Raw genomic sequence first — 14,009 nt, forward strand, 5'->3', positions numbered from 1 at the left:
CCTTCCTCACTGGGCCATGACGCGCACTTGTCCCGGCCTGTCGGCCACGGCGTCGATCGTGCGGTTGGTGCTGAGGTTGATGACGCGCACTGGTTCGCCCTTGCCGGCGTCGCCGAGCGCCCGGCCGCCGGCGGTGATGCGCAGCGCGCCCGATATGAGCGCGATCGTCACCGCCTCGCCACGACGGATGACGCTTGGCGCGGCGATGTCGCTGGCGCGCACCGGGCTGCCGGCGGCAAGGCGACGGGTCGCCTCCCGCCCGGCGGCGTCGCGCACCGCCGTGGCGCCGCGCGCGGTGGCGGGCGACAGCGGAGCGCTGGTGAAATCGGCGGCGCTCAGCATCTCGCCCTTCTCAACCATGCGGGCGAGCACCGGCGTGTCGACCGTGGGGGAGGGGGCGATCGCCGCCGCGGCGAGCAGGGCAAGGGGGGCGATCATCAGCGCAGCTGCGTCGAGGTGGCGAGCATTTCGTCGGCGGCCTTCACCACCCGGCTGTTCATCTCATAGGCGCGCTGCGCGGTGATGAGCGAGGTGATTTCCGACACCGGATTGACGTTGGATGCCTCGACGAAGCCTTGTGTCAGCGTACCGAAGGAGGGTTGGCCCGGCGTCGAGACGGTGGGCTGGCCCGACGCGCCGGTTTCGCGGAACAGGTTGGATCCGACCGCTTCCAGACCCGCTTCATTGACGAAGGTGGCAAGTTCGAGCTGGCCGACCGTCTGCAATTCGGTCTGGCCGTCGATCTTGACCTGCACCTCGCCGGTCTTGGACACTACGACGTCCAGCGCGCCCTGCGGGATGGTGATGTCGGGCTGCACCCGATAGCCGTCGGTCGTGACCAGTTCGCCCTGATCGGACAGCTGGAACGATCCCGCGCGGGTATAGGCCAGGTCGCCCGAGGGCATCATGATCTGGAAATAGCCAGGCCCGTCGATCGCCATGTCATAGCGGTTGCCGGTGTTGGTCAGCGCGCCCTGTTCGGTGATGCGATAGACGCCGCCGGTGCGCACGCCCGCGCCGATCTGGATGCCCGACGGCACCTTGGTCCCGTCCGCGCTGGTCGCCGCGCCCGGACGCGACACCTGCTGGTAGAGCAGGTCCTGAAATTCCGCCCGCTGCCGCTTGAAGGCGGTGGTGTTCATATTAGCGATATTGTTGGAAATGACGTCGACATTGGTCTGCTGGGCCAGCATGCCGGTCGAAGCGATGGAAAGCGAACGCATGGGAACTCCTTTGCGTGGAAATATAGTGGGTTGGTTATCAGTTAATCCGGCCAAGCCGCCCGATGGCCTGCTGCCGCATGTCGGCCATGTCCTCGGTCATGCGCTGGCTGGTCTGGTAGGCGCGCAATATGTCGACCATGTTGGTCGTCTCGACGATCGGTTCGACATTGGACGCCTCGACCCCGCCGGTCCGCAGCTTCGTCTGGGCCGCCGCCATCAACTGCCCGCCGGTGCCGGTCAGCATTCCGTCGCCGCGCACGTCGAGCATATTCTCGTCGGCAAAGCTGGTGACGGCCAGCCGCCCGACCGGATTGTCGCCCGCCATCACCGATCCGTCCTGTGCGATGGTGACGTTGCGCATCTGGTCGGGCGGAATGGTGATCCCGCGGCCATTCTCATCGAGCAGCCTCTGCCCGCCCGATGTCGCCAGATCGCCATTCTCCAGGATCTTGACGAAGCCCGCCCGCGTATAGGCGGTGCTGCCGTCGGCGCTCTCGACGTTCAGATAGCCCGGCCCCTCGATCATCACGTCCAGCGGATTGCCGGTCGCCTGGAAATGCCCCTGCCGCGCATCGTGGATCGCGCCGAAATCCAGCACGAAGCTGGCCTTGCGCGCATCCTCGATCGGAGCCTGCTTCAGATCCTCGACATATTCGTGGAACAGCGCCTGTTCGCGCTTGAATCCGACCGTATTGGTGTTGGCGATATTGTTCGCCGTGATGTCCATCTGCCGGCGCAGGGCCTGCTCATGGCTCAGCAGAACGAAGGTCGAAACGTCCATAACGGGCACCTTGCTGAAAAAGATGCGCTAGGCAGAAATTGCCGTGCGTCCCTCCTATAATAGAGGCGTGAACGCCAAAGCGGACGCGGACAGCGATAATCGATGCTCCGGTCCATACTAAGTTCTTGGTTCAACGCGTTTTCCGAGCCAGCAGGTGTCCCACCTGCTTAGAAAACGCTCTTAGGGGAATGAATGTGGCGAGTGACGCGATCATTGACGTGACGCCGATAGAGGTGCCCAGGGAAAAGCCGAAAAATCGCAAGAAGCTGCTGATCGTCGGCGGCGCGGCGGCGCTGTTGCTGGCGGCGGCGGGCGGTGCGGCCTGGTGGATGCTGCGTGGCGAAAGCACAGAGGCTGGCGGGCATGAGGCGGCCGCGCCGGCCGCGGCGTCGGCCGGCGCCGACGGCTCATCCTATATAGAAGCGCCGCCCGTCATCGTGAACCTGCGCAGCGGCGATGGTCAGGCGCGCTTCCTGAAGCTGCGCTTCATCCTGGTCGCCGCCGACGCGGCCAAGGTCGACGGCATCAAGGAGCGGCTACCCGTCGTGCTCGACGCGCTGCAACCTTTCCTGCGCGAATTGCGGCCGGACGACCTTGCCGGTTCCGCCGCCGTGTTCCGCATCAAGGAGGAGATGATGTCGCGTACGACCCAGGCGCTGGGCGCAGGCACCGTCCGCGACGTGCTGATCCAGGATCTGGTGCAGCAATGAGCGACGATTTCGACGATTTCGTCCTTCCCGACCCGCCGAAGGTGACGGCGGGCGAGGGCGGCGACATGTTCGACCAGGCCGGGATCGATGCCCTGTTCGGTTTCGCCGACGCCGCGCCCGCGCAGCCCAAGAGCGGCCTCAAGGCCGTCATCGAATCCAACGTCATCAGCTATGAACGGCTGCCGATGCTGGAGGTGGTGTGCGAACGCATGGTTCGCACCTTCGCGACCAGCATGCGCAACCTCACCTCCGACGCGATCGACGTCAGCCTGGAGGAGATCACCTCCACCCGCTTCGGCGAGTTCATGAGCCATGTCGCGCTGCCCGCCATGTTCGGCGTGTTCAAGGTCCGCGAATGGGAGAATTTCGGCGTCATCACCGTCGACAGCGGCCTGATCTACGCCGTGGTCGACGCGTTGCTGGGTGGCCGCCGCGGCAATGCGCCGATGCGGGTCGAAGGCCGCGCCTTCACCACGATCGAAACCCAGCTGGTGTGGAAGATGGTCGAACTGGCGCTGGAGGAACTGTCCGCCTCCTTCGAGGCGGTCGAGCCGGTGACGATGGAGCTGGAACGGATCGAGGCCAGCCCGCGCTTCGCCGCCATCGCCGGTCCCAGCAACATCACCGCCGTCGCCACCTTCCGCGTCGATATGGAGGGGCGGGGCGGCAAGTTCAGCATCCTCCTGCCCTATGCCACGCTGGAGCCGGTGCGCGCCAAGCTGCTGCAACGCTTCATGGGCGAAAAGCTCGGCCGCGACCGCATGTGGGAAGCCCATATGGCGAGCGAACTCACCAGCACCGCCGTCACCGTCGACGTGGTGCTGGGGGAAAAGCAGATGCCGCTGCGCGCCGTCACCGGCCTCAAGGTCGGCCAGACCATCGCCCTCAACCGCAGCCCCGACGATGCGCTTCAGGTCCAGTGCGGCGGTGTGCCGCTCGGCCAGGCGCATATCGGCCAGCGTTCCCAGAATATCGCCATCCGCATGGCGACCGACATCTCGAAAGGATTTCCCCGATGAGCTTCGTGACTATCAGCAACGCCTTCATGATGCTGCTCTGCGTGGCGGTGATCGTCCAGACCCTGCGCCTGGGCCGCAGCGTGCGCGAACTGCGCGCGGCGCCGCTGGGTGACGGCGTGGCGCAGTTCGAACGCGCCACCGCCCAGGCCCGCGCGGTGCTGGGCGAACTCAAGATCGTGCTCGCCACCGAGGTCGTGGCGCAAAGCCGCGCCGCCGCCAGCAGCGAAGCGCTGCGCGACGAATTGTCGGTGATGGTCGGCATCGGCAATGCCGTGGCTGATCGCATCATGGACGCGGTCGCCGCCCAGAATGAGGCGAAGGCGCCGGCCCCCGCCAAAAAGCAGAGCGCGACGCGCCGTCAGGGTTCGCGCAAGACCCGCTCGCGCCCCGCATCCGGCCGGGGCAAGGCCGCGTCCGCCGCCACGCCGCTGGTAACGGCCGACACGCCCGTCGCGGGGCATGCATGAGCGCGGGCAAGGCCATGACCCTGCCCGGGGGGAGCGGCCTGCGGCAGTTCCTGCGCAGACCGTCCACCCTGCTGCTCGGCGCGGCCGGCATCGGCGCCATCGCCAACGCCCTGGCGCTCGCCGCGCCGCTGGCGTCGGGCAGCGACATGACGCGGCTCGGCGTATCCTTGCAGGACAGCATGGCGCAGCGCGACCGCAGCCTCGCCGCCGAAAAGCGCAAGCTCGACATGCGCGAGCAGGCGGCGAAGGCGGGTGAGGCGCGGCTCGCAGCGGAAATGCGCGCGCGGCAGGGGGAAGCGAACGCCACCGGTCCGCAAACGGGCGGGGCAGCGGTCGAACCGAACCAGCCCTATGACGATCTCGCCCGCATCTACCAGACGATGAAGCCCGCGCGCGCCGCGCCGATCTTCGAGAAGCTGGAGCTGGAAGTGCAGACCCAGGTCGCCCGCCGTATGCGCGAGCGCTCCACGGCCTTGCTGATGGCGGCCATGAGTCCGAACGCAGCGGCGGAACTCACCATGTCGCTCGCAGGACGCAAGGTGATCCAGCAGAAAGCGCCGCAGGTCGCTCGCGCGATCCCGCCGCGCCGACGCGCTCCACCACCTGCCACCACATCAGCCGCTGGCAAATGAAAAAGGCCGCTCTCCCGAAGGAGAGCGGCCTTTTTCATTTTCATATGCTGATGGATCAGGCGCTGAAGGCGGACAGCCTGACGATCAGCACCTTGGCGATCCCGGCATCGACGCGGCTCAGCGCAGGCGTCATCGCGGCGGCCAGTCTGCGCGCATCGACCGGGGTGAAGGGGGAGGCGTGGAGCCGCGCAAACTCCACCGCCGCGCTCAGGCCCGCGGCCCGCAATTCGGGCATGCGCTGCGCCAGCCGCGCCGCGCCGTCCGCGTCCCGCATCTGCAACACGATCGACACGCGCAGTACGCCTTCGACCCGGCTTGCGTCGACGATCGGCACGCTGATCTCATCCATGGTGACGAAATCCGTGCCCTGCGCTTCGGCCGCCTGGCCGGGCGCGGCGATCGCGATGGACGCGGCCAGCATGGCGCTGACGGTCAGGGCGGAACGAGTCATCATTGCCTCCGGATCGGGCGTCGCATCAGATTTGGGCGGCCGTTCGACCGCTTCGACGCCCTTCTTCCTCTATAATAGAGCATCGTGCGCAAAAGTGGGAACCGGTTTTGCGCCTAAAACGATGCGACAACAAAAACTTAGAGCACGTGCCCTGCGTCGGATTCAACGCAGCGTGCTCTAAAGGGAAATATCTTGAGGCAGGTGCAGATGAGCAGCGATCAGCGGCCCGGCAAGGTCCGGGTCTTTTCCTCCGGCACGGCGGCCGCGCCCCCGGCGCGCCGCCGCAGCGACCGCGCGGAAGCGGATGTCACGCCCGTCGCGGAACCGTCGCAGACGCCGGTTTCCGCCGCACCGCCATCGGGCGGAGGCTCCCTGCTGCTCGCCGTCCTGTTCCTGATCGGCTGCGCGGTCGGCGGCGTCCTCATCGCCTGGTTCGGTCTGATGCCGGGGGCCGGATCGTGAAGCGCTTCCTGCTGCTCGCCTCCACCGCGCTACTCACCAGCGCCGACCGGCCGCCACCGGCCAGCCCGCCCCCCAGCCCATCCGCTGCTCGCCTGCCCGGTTTCGCCGCCGATCTGGCGCAGCAGCCCGCCATCACTGGTCCTGCCGCATGGAGCGTCATTCCGCAGGACAAGGCGTGGCGCATCCTCGCCACCGCGCGGCGGGGCGATCGCCAGCAGGCGCGCTGGGACTATGCGCGCAGTCTGATCGGGCAGGAACGCGGTGCGGAGGCGCTCGGCGTGCTCGATGTGATGCGACAGGACGATCCCGACCTCGCCATGGTCGACGCCTGGCGGCTCGCGCGCGGGGCTGCGCTGATCCAGCTGGAACGCTATGACGATGCGGCGCAGGAACTGGCGGCGACGACGCTCGCCGGCAATGCCGAAGCCTGCATCTGGCGGATGCGCGCGCTGGCGCAGAGCGGCTTTGCCGATCAGGCGCTGCAACAGATGCGCTGCGCCGCGCCTGCCTTCGCCGGTCCCCGGCGCAAGGCGTTCGCGCTCGCCGCCGCGCGCGCCGGGATAGAGGCCGGCCGGCCGGAGGATGCGCTGCGCTGGCTGAACGGCGTGCCCGATCGCGATCCCGCCGCCAACCTTTATCGCGGTCGGGCGGAACTGGCGCTTGGCCGTCCCGATCAGGCGCGGCTGCGCTTCGCCCGCGTCGAGCAGTCGGGCGGCATGGCGCTGCGCATGGACGCGCGCCTGAGCGAGATCGAGGCCGAAGTCGCGCATGGCACGCTCGACAACAAGGCCGCGCTCAAGCGACTGGCGGCGCTACGCTATGCCTGGCGCGGGGACGCGATAGAGGAACGTGCGCTGCGCCTTACCTATCGACTGAGCGCCGATGGCGGCGACCTGCGCGGTAGCCTGTCGGCGGGCGCGACCCTGTTCCGCTTCTTCGATGGTGCGCGGCAGGGCGCGGATTTCCTGCCCGGCCTTCAGGCGAAACTCGCCGACGCGCTCGATCCCGCGCGCAAATTGCCGCTGGAACAGGCGGCGGGCCTCTATTGGGACTATCGCGACCTGTCGCCGAGCGGCGCGCAGGGCGACCTGCTGGTCAGTCGCCTCGCCGAACGGCTGCAAGCGGCCGGCATCTATGCGCGCGCGGCGGACCTGCTGGAATATCAGCTGTTCAACCGCGCCGGCGATCTGGCCCGCGGTCCCCTGTCGGCGCGGGTCGCCGGCCTGCATATCCTGGCCGGGCGGCCGGACCGGGCGATCGACCTGCTCAAGCGTTCCGGCGACCCCAGCTATCCCGACGCCATGATCCACGCGCGCAAGCGGGTGGAGGCGGTGGCCTACGCCCAGATCGGCCGCGTCCCCGAAGCGCTGGCCGTGCTACAGGACGTCCCCGGCGCCACGGCGCTGCGCGCGGAAATCCTCTGGAAACAGCGCGACTGGAAAGGGCTGGCGACGGAAACGGCGGCCGCCTTGCCGCCCGCCCGATTGCTCAGCGATGTCGACCAGACCATGGTGCTGCGCCACGCCATCTCGCTCGCCATGCTGGGCCGGGAAGATGCGCTGGCCGCGCTGCGCAGCCGCTATCAGGCGAGCTTCCACGGCCTCAGGACGGCGGCCGTGTTCGACCTGCTGACCGGCTCGCCCGGCTCCGCCAACCCCGAGACCCTCGCCCGCGCCATGGCCGCCATCCCGGGCGCCAGCCCCGCCGGCGACATGGCGGCATTGCTGGACCAGGCGCCGGCGAAGGGGTGAGGGTGGAGGCTTTGGCTCCCGTTTCCTCCCCCGTTCGGGCTGAGCCTGTCGAAGCCTTTTGCTTTTGTGGCGTTTCGCGTCGAAGCGGTAGCAAACGACCATTTATCGTCAATCCGGTCTTTCGCTCCACTACCCGTTTGCGGACGTTCAAGGTCTGTGTAATCACAGTTTGTGAACGGAGGAATAGATGAAGGCGCGATCCAATTTGCCTGCAAAGGTTTGGGGCAAGCGGTTGCTGTGGTTCCTCCTGTGCGCTTGTCTTGCATGGCTCCTCGCATTTTCAATTTGGTATGCATCTGTTCGTCTCAGGCCATGTGACGTGGTCCTCTGGGATCGCGCTTTCGGAGGCTTTATTTCAGCAAAGCTATCCCCGTCCGAATGCGCGAAGACTATAATCCGAGTTGATACAGTCGGGATGCTGACATTAGGGAGAGAGGTGACGGCGTTCGTGTCCGATGATGAGCGCGTAGTGGGCGATTCTTTTCGCCTAACGCCGTGGGCCATGGATGACGCGTTGCGCATGGATTTCCATCGTATGGCCCAAGCCGATGGATGGCCGCGATACAAAGTAAAAGTAATCGGACAGCTCTACGATGATGGAAGGCGAACTGAGTTGGTGGCGGACAAGATCACGCAAGTAAATTAGGCGATGGCAAGCAAAATCCGATTAGAATCGGTCATAAATTGCGTAGGTTATCGCAACAAAGATCATTTATCGCTCTGGTGAATGGTAGCTATCGTCTATCGCTGCTCAGATCCTGACATTCCCAATCACCCTTTTCGTCATTCCCGCGACCCGAAGGGCGGCCGCAGGCCACCGCGGGAACCCATCTCCTGACCTTGCGTCCAATGCAGCGCTGGGGAGATGAAACCCGGCCTGCGCCGGGATGACGAAGTCGAGGATCGGCTCTCCGCTCCGCACCCAACATCCTGTCCTACATCCGCCAGACCTGCTACATCGGCCCACGGTTCATTCGCACTGCCAGCCGCATCATGCCGACGATAATATTATTTCCAACATGTATAATGAAATGACAAAATCTGCGGGAAACGTGCGAAGTTAAGCCCGCGATCTCCTATTTGCCGCTCCGGCCCTGATCACCTGTCGCGGCGCCGGCCACCCCGAAAGGAGAGGGTGATCCGGGGGGATCGCCCTCTCCCCGTTCCGCCTGCTGCCGGGCAACAGTGGGGACTGTAGGCTGCGCGGCAGCCTGACGGAACGTGTGGATGCGCCGTCCGTGTGGGGGGCAAGCGGACGGCGCGGTCCCGAAACCGCCCGGCCCGAATGTGGGAGGCCGGGCCGGGCGGCGGCGGATCAGTCCAGGAAGCGCGTGAGCGACAGGCTGGAAAGCTGGGAGAAGACCGAATAGGAGGCTTCGAGGATCGTCTGGCGCTGCGAGATGTCGAGCGCGACCTGACCCAGATCGGCGTCCTCGACCGATCCGATCACGTCGGTCAGCAGGATTTCCCGGTCCTTGGCGCGGGTCTCCAGCATCTCGACCTGCTTCTGCTTGCGGCCATTTTCGGCATTGACCGCGCGGACGTTGGTCAGGCCCACGTCCAGTTCGTCGAGCGCCTTGCGGATCGCATCCTTCTGCGCGTCGGTCAGCCGTTCGCCAAACGGCCCGGCGGCCGCCAGCGTCTGGAAGGCGGGAACCAGCTTCGCCCCGACATCGCTCGCGCCGATGCCATATTCGACATCCACGCCGTCGCCCATGCGACCCGACTGAAGCACCTTGTCGTTCACGAACATATCGGCCGGGTCCATCGCGGCCAGGTCAGCGAGCGTTGCGGGCACCACCGGCAGGTCGTTGGTCTGCGACCCGGCGAAGATCGGCAGGCCCGCCTCGGTCGCGTTGAGCGCGCTGCGCACATCGGCGAAGCTGCCCTCAACCAGACCCTGAAGCCCCGGTGAATCCCCCGTGCCCAGCGCCGTCATCAGCTCGGTCCGCAGATGGGACAGGCTGTCGTCGATCTGGTTGATATTGGCGTCGTAGAGCGACAGGGTCGTGCTGACCCGGCTCGCCACCGACTGATAGCTTTTCTGCTGTTCCAGCATCGACCGGGCGGACAGGGTGCGCACCGCGTCGATGCCCAGGCCCGCATAGTCATGCGCCTTCTTGGTGGTGGTCAGCTGCAACTGGCTGGCCGCCAGATTCTGCTGCGACCGCTGCATGGCGCTGGACAAGGTCCGTTGCAGGGGAATGGTGGCTACGCGTGTCATCGCTCTAGACTCCTTATCTGAGCATCTGGAGGAGGGTGTCGTACATTTCCGACGCGGTGGTCATGACGCGGGCGGAGGCGGAATAGCTGTTCTGCAACACCACCATCTGCGCCAGTTCCTCGTCGACATTGACGCCGGCATAGCTGTCGCGCCGGCCGACCGCGTCGTCGAAGCGCGCCGCCGCGCCGGCATAGTTGGTCTGTGCCAGCGACGCCTCGGTCCCCGCACCGCCCAGCAGGCGGCTCGCGAAGGTCTCGATCGTCGCCGACCCGTCCTTGCCAAAGTCGAAGCTTTTGGCGAGTTGGTCGATGAAGCCGGTCGCGCCCGACAGGTCGCCCGCGCCGATCGCCTTCGATCCGACCGGCACGTCCAGTTGCAGCCGGGCGAGCGGCAGGTTGCCGGCCTTGGCGGCGATGTCTGCGCGCACTTCGGCGGTGCTGAGGCCGCTCGCTGCGCCGCTCAGCCCCGACAGGGCGGAAAAGGACAGGCCCGTGCCATGGCGGCTGGTCGAATCCGACGGGATGGACAGGGTCGATCCCGCGCTCATACTGTTGGGCGTGAACCGGACCCGGCCCTGGTCGTCGAGCGCGAAGCTGCCATGCTGGCCAAGCGGACTGCCGTTCAGTTCGGTCATCAGATCGCCGAAAGTCGGGCCGGCCGACCCCATCATGGTGTAGCTGGCGAGCAGTTTGCCGGTCGAATCCCGCAGGGCGATCTCGGTCGTCTCGCCCGTGCCGAAGCCATGGGGGTCGGCAGCAGTGAAGCCCGACGGCGCCAGCGAACTGCCGTCCGACCGGATGAGGTTGTTGAGGCCGAAAAATTGCGAAAAGCCGACACCCGCCCGGTCGCTGGGCGCATCGGGATCCTGCGCGATGGCGATGCCCTGGCTGCTGTCGGTCGCCTTGATCGACAGCACGCCGTCGGTGAAGCTGGCGGTCGCGGCCGGCGAAAGGCCGGCATTGATCGCGGCCACTGCGTCATCGACGGTCGCGCCAGCGCCCAGCGCGTCGAAATCGACCGTCACCTTCTGCACCAGCGTGCCGTCCGCCGCGGCGACCGCGAACACCGCCTTGCCGGTGAAGCCCAGCCGGTCGGTGCCGATCAGGCCATTGGCTTCGCCGGTCAGGCTGTTTGGCGGGGGCAGGGTGGTGCCGGCGTTCGAAACGGCATTGAGGCTCTGGGCAACACCCGAAAAGAGCGTACCAAGCTGTTCCGAGAAATTGGGTAGCGCCCGGTCGCGCATATCGAGCAGGCCGCCCAGCTTGCCCCCGACGGCGGAGGAATCGATCTGCTCGCCGGTCGATGCGCCCATCACGCCATTGTCGGACGCGAAGCGGATGTCGATAGGCGGATAGCTGTTCTGCGACGCGCCCGCACCCGACGGATAGCTGAGTTGTCGCAGCCGCTTGTCGAGCAGCACCTGCCCCGACGCGCTGTCGATGGTGACGCGGCCATCAGGCTGTTCGCGCACGCTGATATCAATGAGGCCGCTCAGTTCCTCCAGCGCGCTCATGCGCTGGTCGGCAGGACCAGAGGAACTGCGACCAAGGCCGTCGAGCCGGGCGACTTCGCTGTTCAGGTCGTGGATCTGGCGCAACAGCGTGTTGACCCGGTCGACGCTGTAGCCGACCTCCGTCTCCACGTCGGCGCGCAGGCTCGACACATCCTTCTGCAACTGGTTGAGCGTGTCGAGGCTGTCGGCGACATTGCCGGTGAACAGCGCCACCGACTGAGCCGACCCCTGAAGGCTGGTGATTTCCGCCGCGGAGGAGGAAAGGGCGCTCAGTCGGGCGGCCAGGCCCGCGCTGGAATCCGGCGCGCCGAGCAGCGACTGGAGCCGGTCGAGATAGGAGGATACGACCTCCGACCGGCCCGCCGCGCCGCCGCGCTGGTAGACGGCATTTTCCAGAAACTTGTCGGCGACCCGTGACGGTTCGCCGACGATCACGCCGGACACGCGCCCGCCCGTCACCCCGGTACTCAGCGAGACGCGCTCGCGGGCATAGCCGGGGGTTCCCACATTGGCGATGTTGTTCGACACCGACCGCAGCCCCGCCTGCGAGGCGGACAGGCCCGACATGGCGGAATTCAATATCTCGTTCAGGGACAAGGCGGCTGGTCCTTCGACAAATCAGGGAAAGGGGCGGGGCGCCAGAGCGTTTTCGAAGCAGAAGGAATCTTCTGCTGGCTCGGAAAACGCGGAAAACCAAAAGCTTAGAGCAGCCGAGCCGATGCAGTCGGATCGGAAGCTGCTCTAATCAGCGCTTCAGGTTGCTGACTTCCTGCAGCATCTCGTCGACGGTCGTGATGATCTTCGACGATGCGCTGTAGGCGCGCTGGAACAGGATCATGTTCGAAAATTCCTGCGCCAGATCGACGTTCGACGCTTCCAGCGCGCCCGCCGCAATGGTGCCCGCGCCCAGTGCACCCGGCTTGTTGATCGCGACATTCCCGGATTCCGACGACATGATATAGGCGTTGCCGCTGATGCGGGTCAGGCCGTCGGGATTCTGGAAGGTGGCGATCGGCAACTGATAGATGGCGCGCGACGTGCCGTCCTCGAAAATGGCGCTGACGATGCCCTGGTCTGAAATCTCGACCGACGCTACCGTGCCCAGCATACCGCCATCGACGGTCGAGGACAGCAGGGCGGAATCGCTGCCGAACTGGGTCAGGCCATCAAGCCCGTCGTTGCTGCCGAGGCTGAGGCGGATCGGGCTGGAGCCGGCCTGATTGGCCCAGCCGATGTCGAGGTCGCTGAACAGCGCCGGGTCGGAACCGGCCAGATCCAGGCTGCCGTCGGCATTGAACCTGACCGTGCCGCTCGCCAGTACGCCGTCGGTGATGGCCGCGCCGCCGACGCTGGTGATGTCGGCCGGATCGCCGGAGATTTCCGCGACCCATTCGTTGGCGGCGGTCTTGACGAAGTTGAAGGTCAGCTGGTGCGGCGTGCCCTGCGAGTCATAGACTTCGACCGAGCGGGAGAATTGCGGCGACAGCGTGCCCGACGCCATCGACCCGCGCACATAAGCGCCGGTGATCGGTTCGGCGGTCGACTGGAGGTTGGCGCGCAGCGCGATCTTCGTGGTCGGCTGGGCCGATCCGGTCAGCGCGCTCGGGCGGATGGGTTCCAGCGTGTTGAGATTGCCGTTGTCGACATAATTGCCGTCGGCGTCGAGCGGCCAGCCCTGAAGATAATAGCCCGCTGCGTTGCGCAGATAGCCCTGCGAGTCCGGCACGAACGAGCCGGCGCGCGTGAAGGATACGGTGTCGCCCGTGTCGGTGCCCGACCGCACGACGAAGAAGCCCGATCCGTCGATGCCGATATCGGTCAGGCTGCTCGACGCCTGGAGCAGGCCCTGCTTGGAGATCAGCGCCTTGGGCGCGGCCGACACGCCGCCTGCGGAATAGCCGGTGCTCAGCTGGCCGCCGGCCACGAGCGTCTGGAACTGGGCCGATACGCCCTTATAGCCGACCGTGTTCACATTGGTGATATTGTCCGCGACGGTGGCCATGGCGCCCGCCTGTGCCCCAAGACCGGAAACGCCGGCATAAAGGGCGGAATAGAGGCTCATATCATTCTCCCATGCGTGGGCGGCGTGCTCGGCATGCCCGACCCGGTTACGGCTTCATTGTAGGAGGGATTCCCCGCACCCTATTGAGAGGCTTCAAAAAAAAGCTGTACCCGGCAAAAGCTGCCGGGCCGATCATCCTATAATCTGGACATGACTGCGCCTTTGCGGCGTGCTGGAGCAGCCTGGCCCCGACTATCGGGTCAATTTGCTCCGGTCTTTTGTGTGCCGCGTTTTCCGAGCCAGCAGGCGAGTCCGCCTGCTTCGAAAACGCTCAAGTGGGGATAATCGGATGACGCTTCGCATTTCGCTTCGCAATGGAGAGCCGCTGATCGTGAACGGCGCGGTGCTGCGGTCGGTCGGACGCACCGATCTGGTGGTGGAAAATGGCGCCACCATCCTGCGCGGGCGCGAGGTGATGAAGCCGGAGGAAGCCGATACGCCGGCGCGCCAGCTCTATTTCGCCTGCATGATGGCCTATATCGACCAGAGCGAGTTGCAGAAGCATCAGGATGCGCTGCTGGCGCGGCTGGAGGGATTGATGGCGGCGCTGGAGGCGCCGGAGGCCAAGGCGGTCTGTATCCGCTTCGCCCAGAAGGTCGCGACCGGCCAATTCTATCCCGCGCTCGCCGATTGCCGCTGGCTCATCGGTTATGAAACCGACGTGCTGGGCCGGACCGCCAAAGCCGCCTGAAATCTTCGCCATTTCTGAAGGAA

14 protein-coding genes are annotated in these 14,009 nt (G+C 66.1%); 7 read left to right on the forward strand and 7 right to left on the reverse strand.

Features of this window, described 5'->3' with window-relative positions; all coding sequences use genetic code 11:
* Positions 1-6 precede the first annotated feature (6 nt).
* From flgA to DM806_RS25240, 3 genes are read right to left on the reverse strand one after another with little or no spacing between them, the layout of a single operon-like run.
* Positions 7-438, reverse strand: coding sequence for a flagellar basal body P-ring formation chaperone FlgA (flgA, locus tag DM806_RS25230; RefSeq protein WP_179045907.1), 432 nt, complete (start codon positions 436-438; stop codon positions 7-9).
* Entirely contained in the window at positions 438-1,223 is a 786-nt protein-coding gene (flgG, locus tag DM806_RS25235) for a flagellar basal-body rod protein FlgG (RefSeq protein ID WP_179045908.1), read from the reverse strand. The genes flgA and flgG overlap by 1 nt, the downstream gene beginning before the upstream one ends.
* 37 nt (positions 1,224-1,260) lie before the next feature.
* Entirely contained in the window at positions 1,261-2,004 is a 744-nt protein-coding gene (locus DM806_RS25240) for a flagellar hook-basal body complex protein (RefSeq protein ID WP_179045909.1), read from the reverse strand.
* 188 nt (positions 2,005-2,192) lie between these two features.
* Between DM806_RS25240 and DM806_RS25245 the strand changes: the two genes are divergently transcribed.
* From DM806_RS25245 to DM806_RS25260, 4 genes are read left to right on the forward strand one after another with little or no spacing between them, the layout of a single operon-like run.
* Positions 2,193-2,714, forward strand: a complete 522-nt coding sequence (locus DM806_RS25245; protein ID WP_179045910.1) for a flagellar basal body-associated FliL family protein — start codon at positions 2,193-2,195, stop codon at positions 2,712-2,714.
* On the forward strand, positions 2,711-3,733 hold the full coding sequence (gene fliM, locus DM806_RS25250; RefSeq protein ID WP_179045911.1) for a flagellar motor switch protein FliM: 1,023 nt from the start codon (positions 2,711-2,713) through the stop codon (positions 3,731-3,733). Before DM806_RS25245 ends, fliM begins: the two co-directional genes overlap by 4 nt.
* Positions 3,730-4,200, forward strand: coding sequence for a hypothetical protein (locus DM806_RS25255; RefSeq protein ID WP_179045912.1), 471 nt, complete (start codon positions 3,730-3,732; stop codon positions 4,198-4,200). The genes fliM and DM806_RS25255 overlap by 4 nt, the downstream gene beginning before the upstream one ends.
* Entirely contained in the window at positions 4,197-4,832 is a 636-nt protein-coding gene (locus DM806_RS25260) for a MotE family protein (RefSeq protein WP_256869492.1), read from the forward strand. Before DM806_RS25255 ends, DM806_RS25260 begins: the two co-directional genes overlap by 4 nt.
* Before the next feature lie 55 nt (positions 4,833-4,887).
* Here DM806_RS25260 and DM806_RS25265 read toward each other — a convergent pair whose 3' ends face one another.
* Positions 4,888-5,283: a hypothetical protein gene (locus DM806_RS25265; protein ID WP_179045913.1), complete on the reverse strand. Its 396-nt coding sequence runs from the start codon at positions 5,281-5,283 to the stop codon at positions 4,888-4,890.
* Positions 5,284-5,490: 207 nt separating this feature from the next.
* Between DM806_RS25265 and DM806_RS25270 the strand changes: the two genes are divergently transcribed.
* Together DM806_RS25270 and DM806_RS25275 are read left to right on the forward strand one after the other, a co-directional pair.
* Positions 5,491-5,745, forward strand: coding sequence for a hypothetical protein (locus DM806_RS25270; protein WP_179045914.1), 255 nt, complete (start codon positions 5,491-5,493; stop codon positions 5,743-5,745).
* Entirely contained in the window at positions 5,742-7,496 is a 1,755-nt protein-coding gene (locus DM806_RS25275; protein WP_179045915.1) for a hypothetical protein, read from the forward strand. Before DM806_RS25270 ends, DM806_RS25275 begins: the two co-directional genes overlap by 4 nt.
* 1,315 nt (positions 7,497-8,811) lie before the next feature.
* On the opposite strand, the gene DM806_RS25280 is transcribed toward DM806_RS25275, so the two are convergent.
* The 3 genes from DM806_RS25280 to flgE all read right to left on the reverse strand — a co-directional run bounded on the left by DM806_RS25280 (position 8,812) and on the right by flgE (position 13,295).
* Positions 8,812-9,720 (reverse strand): flagellin, encoded by a 909-nt coding sequence (locus DM806_RS25280; protein WP_179045916.1) that lies wholly within the window; start codon positions 9,718-9,720, stop codon positions 8,812-8,814.
* A 13-nt stretch (positions 9,721-9,733) separates the two neighbouring features.
* Entirely contained in the window at positions 9,734-11,830 is a 2,097-nt protein-coding gene (gene flgK, locus DM806_RS25285) for a flagellar hook-associated protein FlgK (RefSeq protein WP_179045917.1), read from the reverse strand.
* A gap of 148 nt (positions 11,831-11,978) precedes the next feature.
* On the reverse strand, positions 11,979-13,295 hold the full coding sequence (gene flgE, locus DM806_RS25290; RefSeq protein WP_179045918.1) for a flagellar hook protein FlgE: 1,317 nt from the start codon (positions 13,293-13,295) through the stop codon (positions 11,979-11,981).
* Between the two features lie 289 nt (positions 13,296-13,584).
* Here flgE and DM806_RS25295 point away from each other — a divergent pair, with 289 nt between their 5' ends.
* The gene (locus DM806_RS25295; RefSeq protein ID WP_179045919.1) at positions 13,585-13,986 is read left to right on the forward strand and encodes a flagellar biosynthesis repressor FlbT; all 402 of its coding nucleotides are present in this window, start codon (positions 13,585-13,587) and stop codon (positions 13,984-13,986) included.
* Positions 13,987-14,009: the final 23 nt, after the last annotated feature.

This window comes from Sphingobium lactosutens, from assembly GCF_013393185.1.
Lineage (GTDB): Bacteria > Pseudomonadota > Alphaproteobacteria > Sphingomonadales > Sphingomonadaceae > Sphingobium > Sphingobium lactosutens_A.

Bases quoted from the DNA above. Each gene is read 5' to 3' on its own strand.
- flgA (WP_179045907.1), bottom strand. From the start codon at position 438: ATGATCGCCCCCCTTGCCCTGCTCGCCGCGGCGGCGATCGCCCCCTCC.
- flgG (WP_179045908.1), bottom strand. From the start codon at position 1,223: ATGCGTTCGCTTTCCATCGCTTCGACCGGCATGCTGGCCCAGCAGACC.
- DM806_RS25240 (WP_179045909.1), bottom strand. From the start codon at position 2,004: ATGGACGTTTCGACCTTCGTTCTGCTGAGCCATGAGCAGGCCCTGCGC.
- DM806_RS25245 (WP_179045910.1), top strand. From the start codon at position 2,193: ATGAATGTGGCGAGTGACGCGATCATTGACGTGACGCCGATAGAGGTG.
- fliM (WP_179045911.1), top strand. From the start codon at position 2,711: ATGAGCGACGATTTCGACGATTTCGTCCTTCCCGACCCGCCGAAGGTG.
- DM806_RS25255 (WP_179045912.1), top strand. From the start codon at position 3,730: ATGAGCTTCGTGACTATCAGCAACGCCTTCATGATGCTGCTCTGCGTG.
- DM806_RS25260 (WP_256869492.1), top strand. From the start codon at position 4,197: ATGAGCGCGGGCAAGGCCATGACCCTGCCCGGGGGGAGCGGCCTGCGG.
- DM806_RS25265 (WP_179045913.1), bottom strand. From the start codon at position 5,283: ATGACTCGTTCCGCCCTGACCGTCAGCGCCATGCTGGCCGCGTCCATC.
- DM806_RS25270 (WP_179045914.1), top strand. From the start codon at position 5,491: ATGAGCAGCGATCAGCGGCCCGGCAAGGTCCGGGTCTTTTCCTCCGGC.
- DM806_RS25280 (WP_179045916.1), bottom strand. From the start codon at position 9,720: ATGACACGCGTAGCCACCATTCCCCTGCAACGGACCTTGTCCAGCGCC.
- flgE (WP_179045918.1), bottom strand. From the start codon at position 13,295: ATGAGCCTCTATTCCGCCCTTTATGCCGGCGTTTCCGGTCTTGGGGCA.
- DM806_RS25295 (WP_179045919.1), top strand. From the start codon at position 13,585: ATGACGCTTCGCATTTCGCTTCGCAATGGAGAGCCGCTGATCGTGAAC.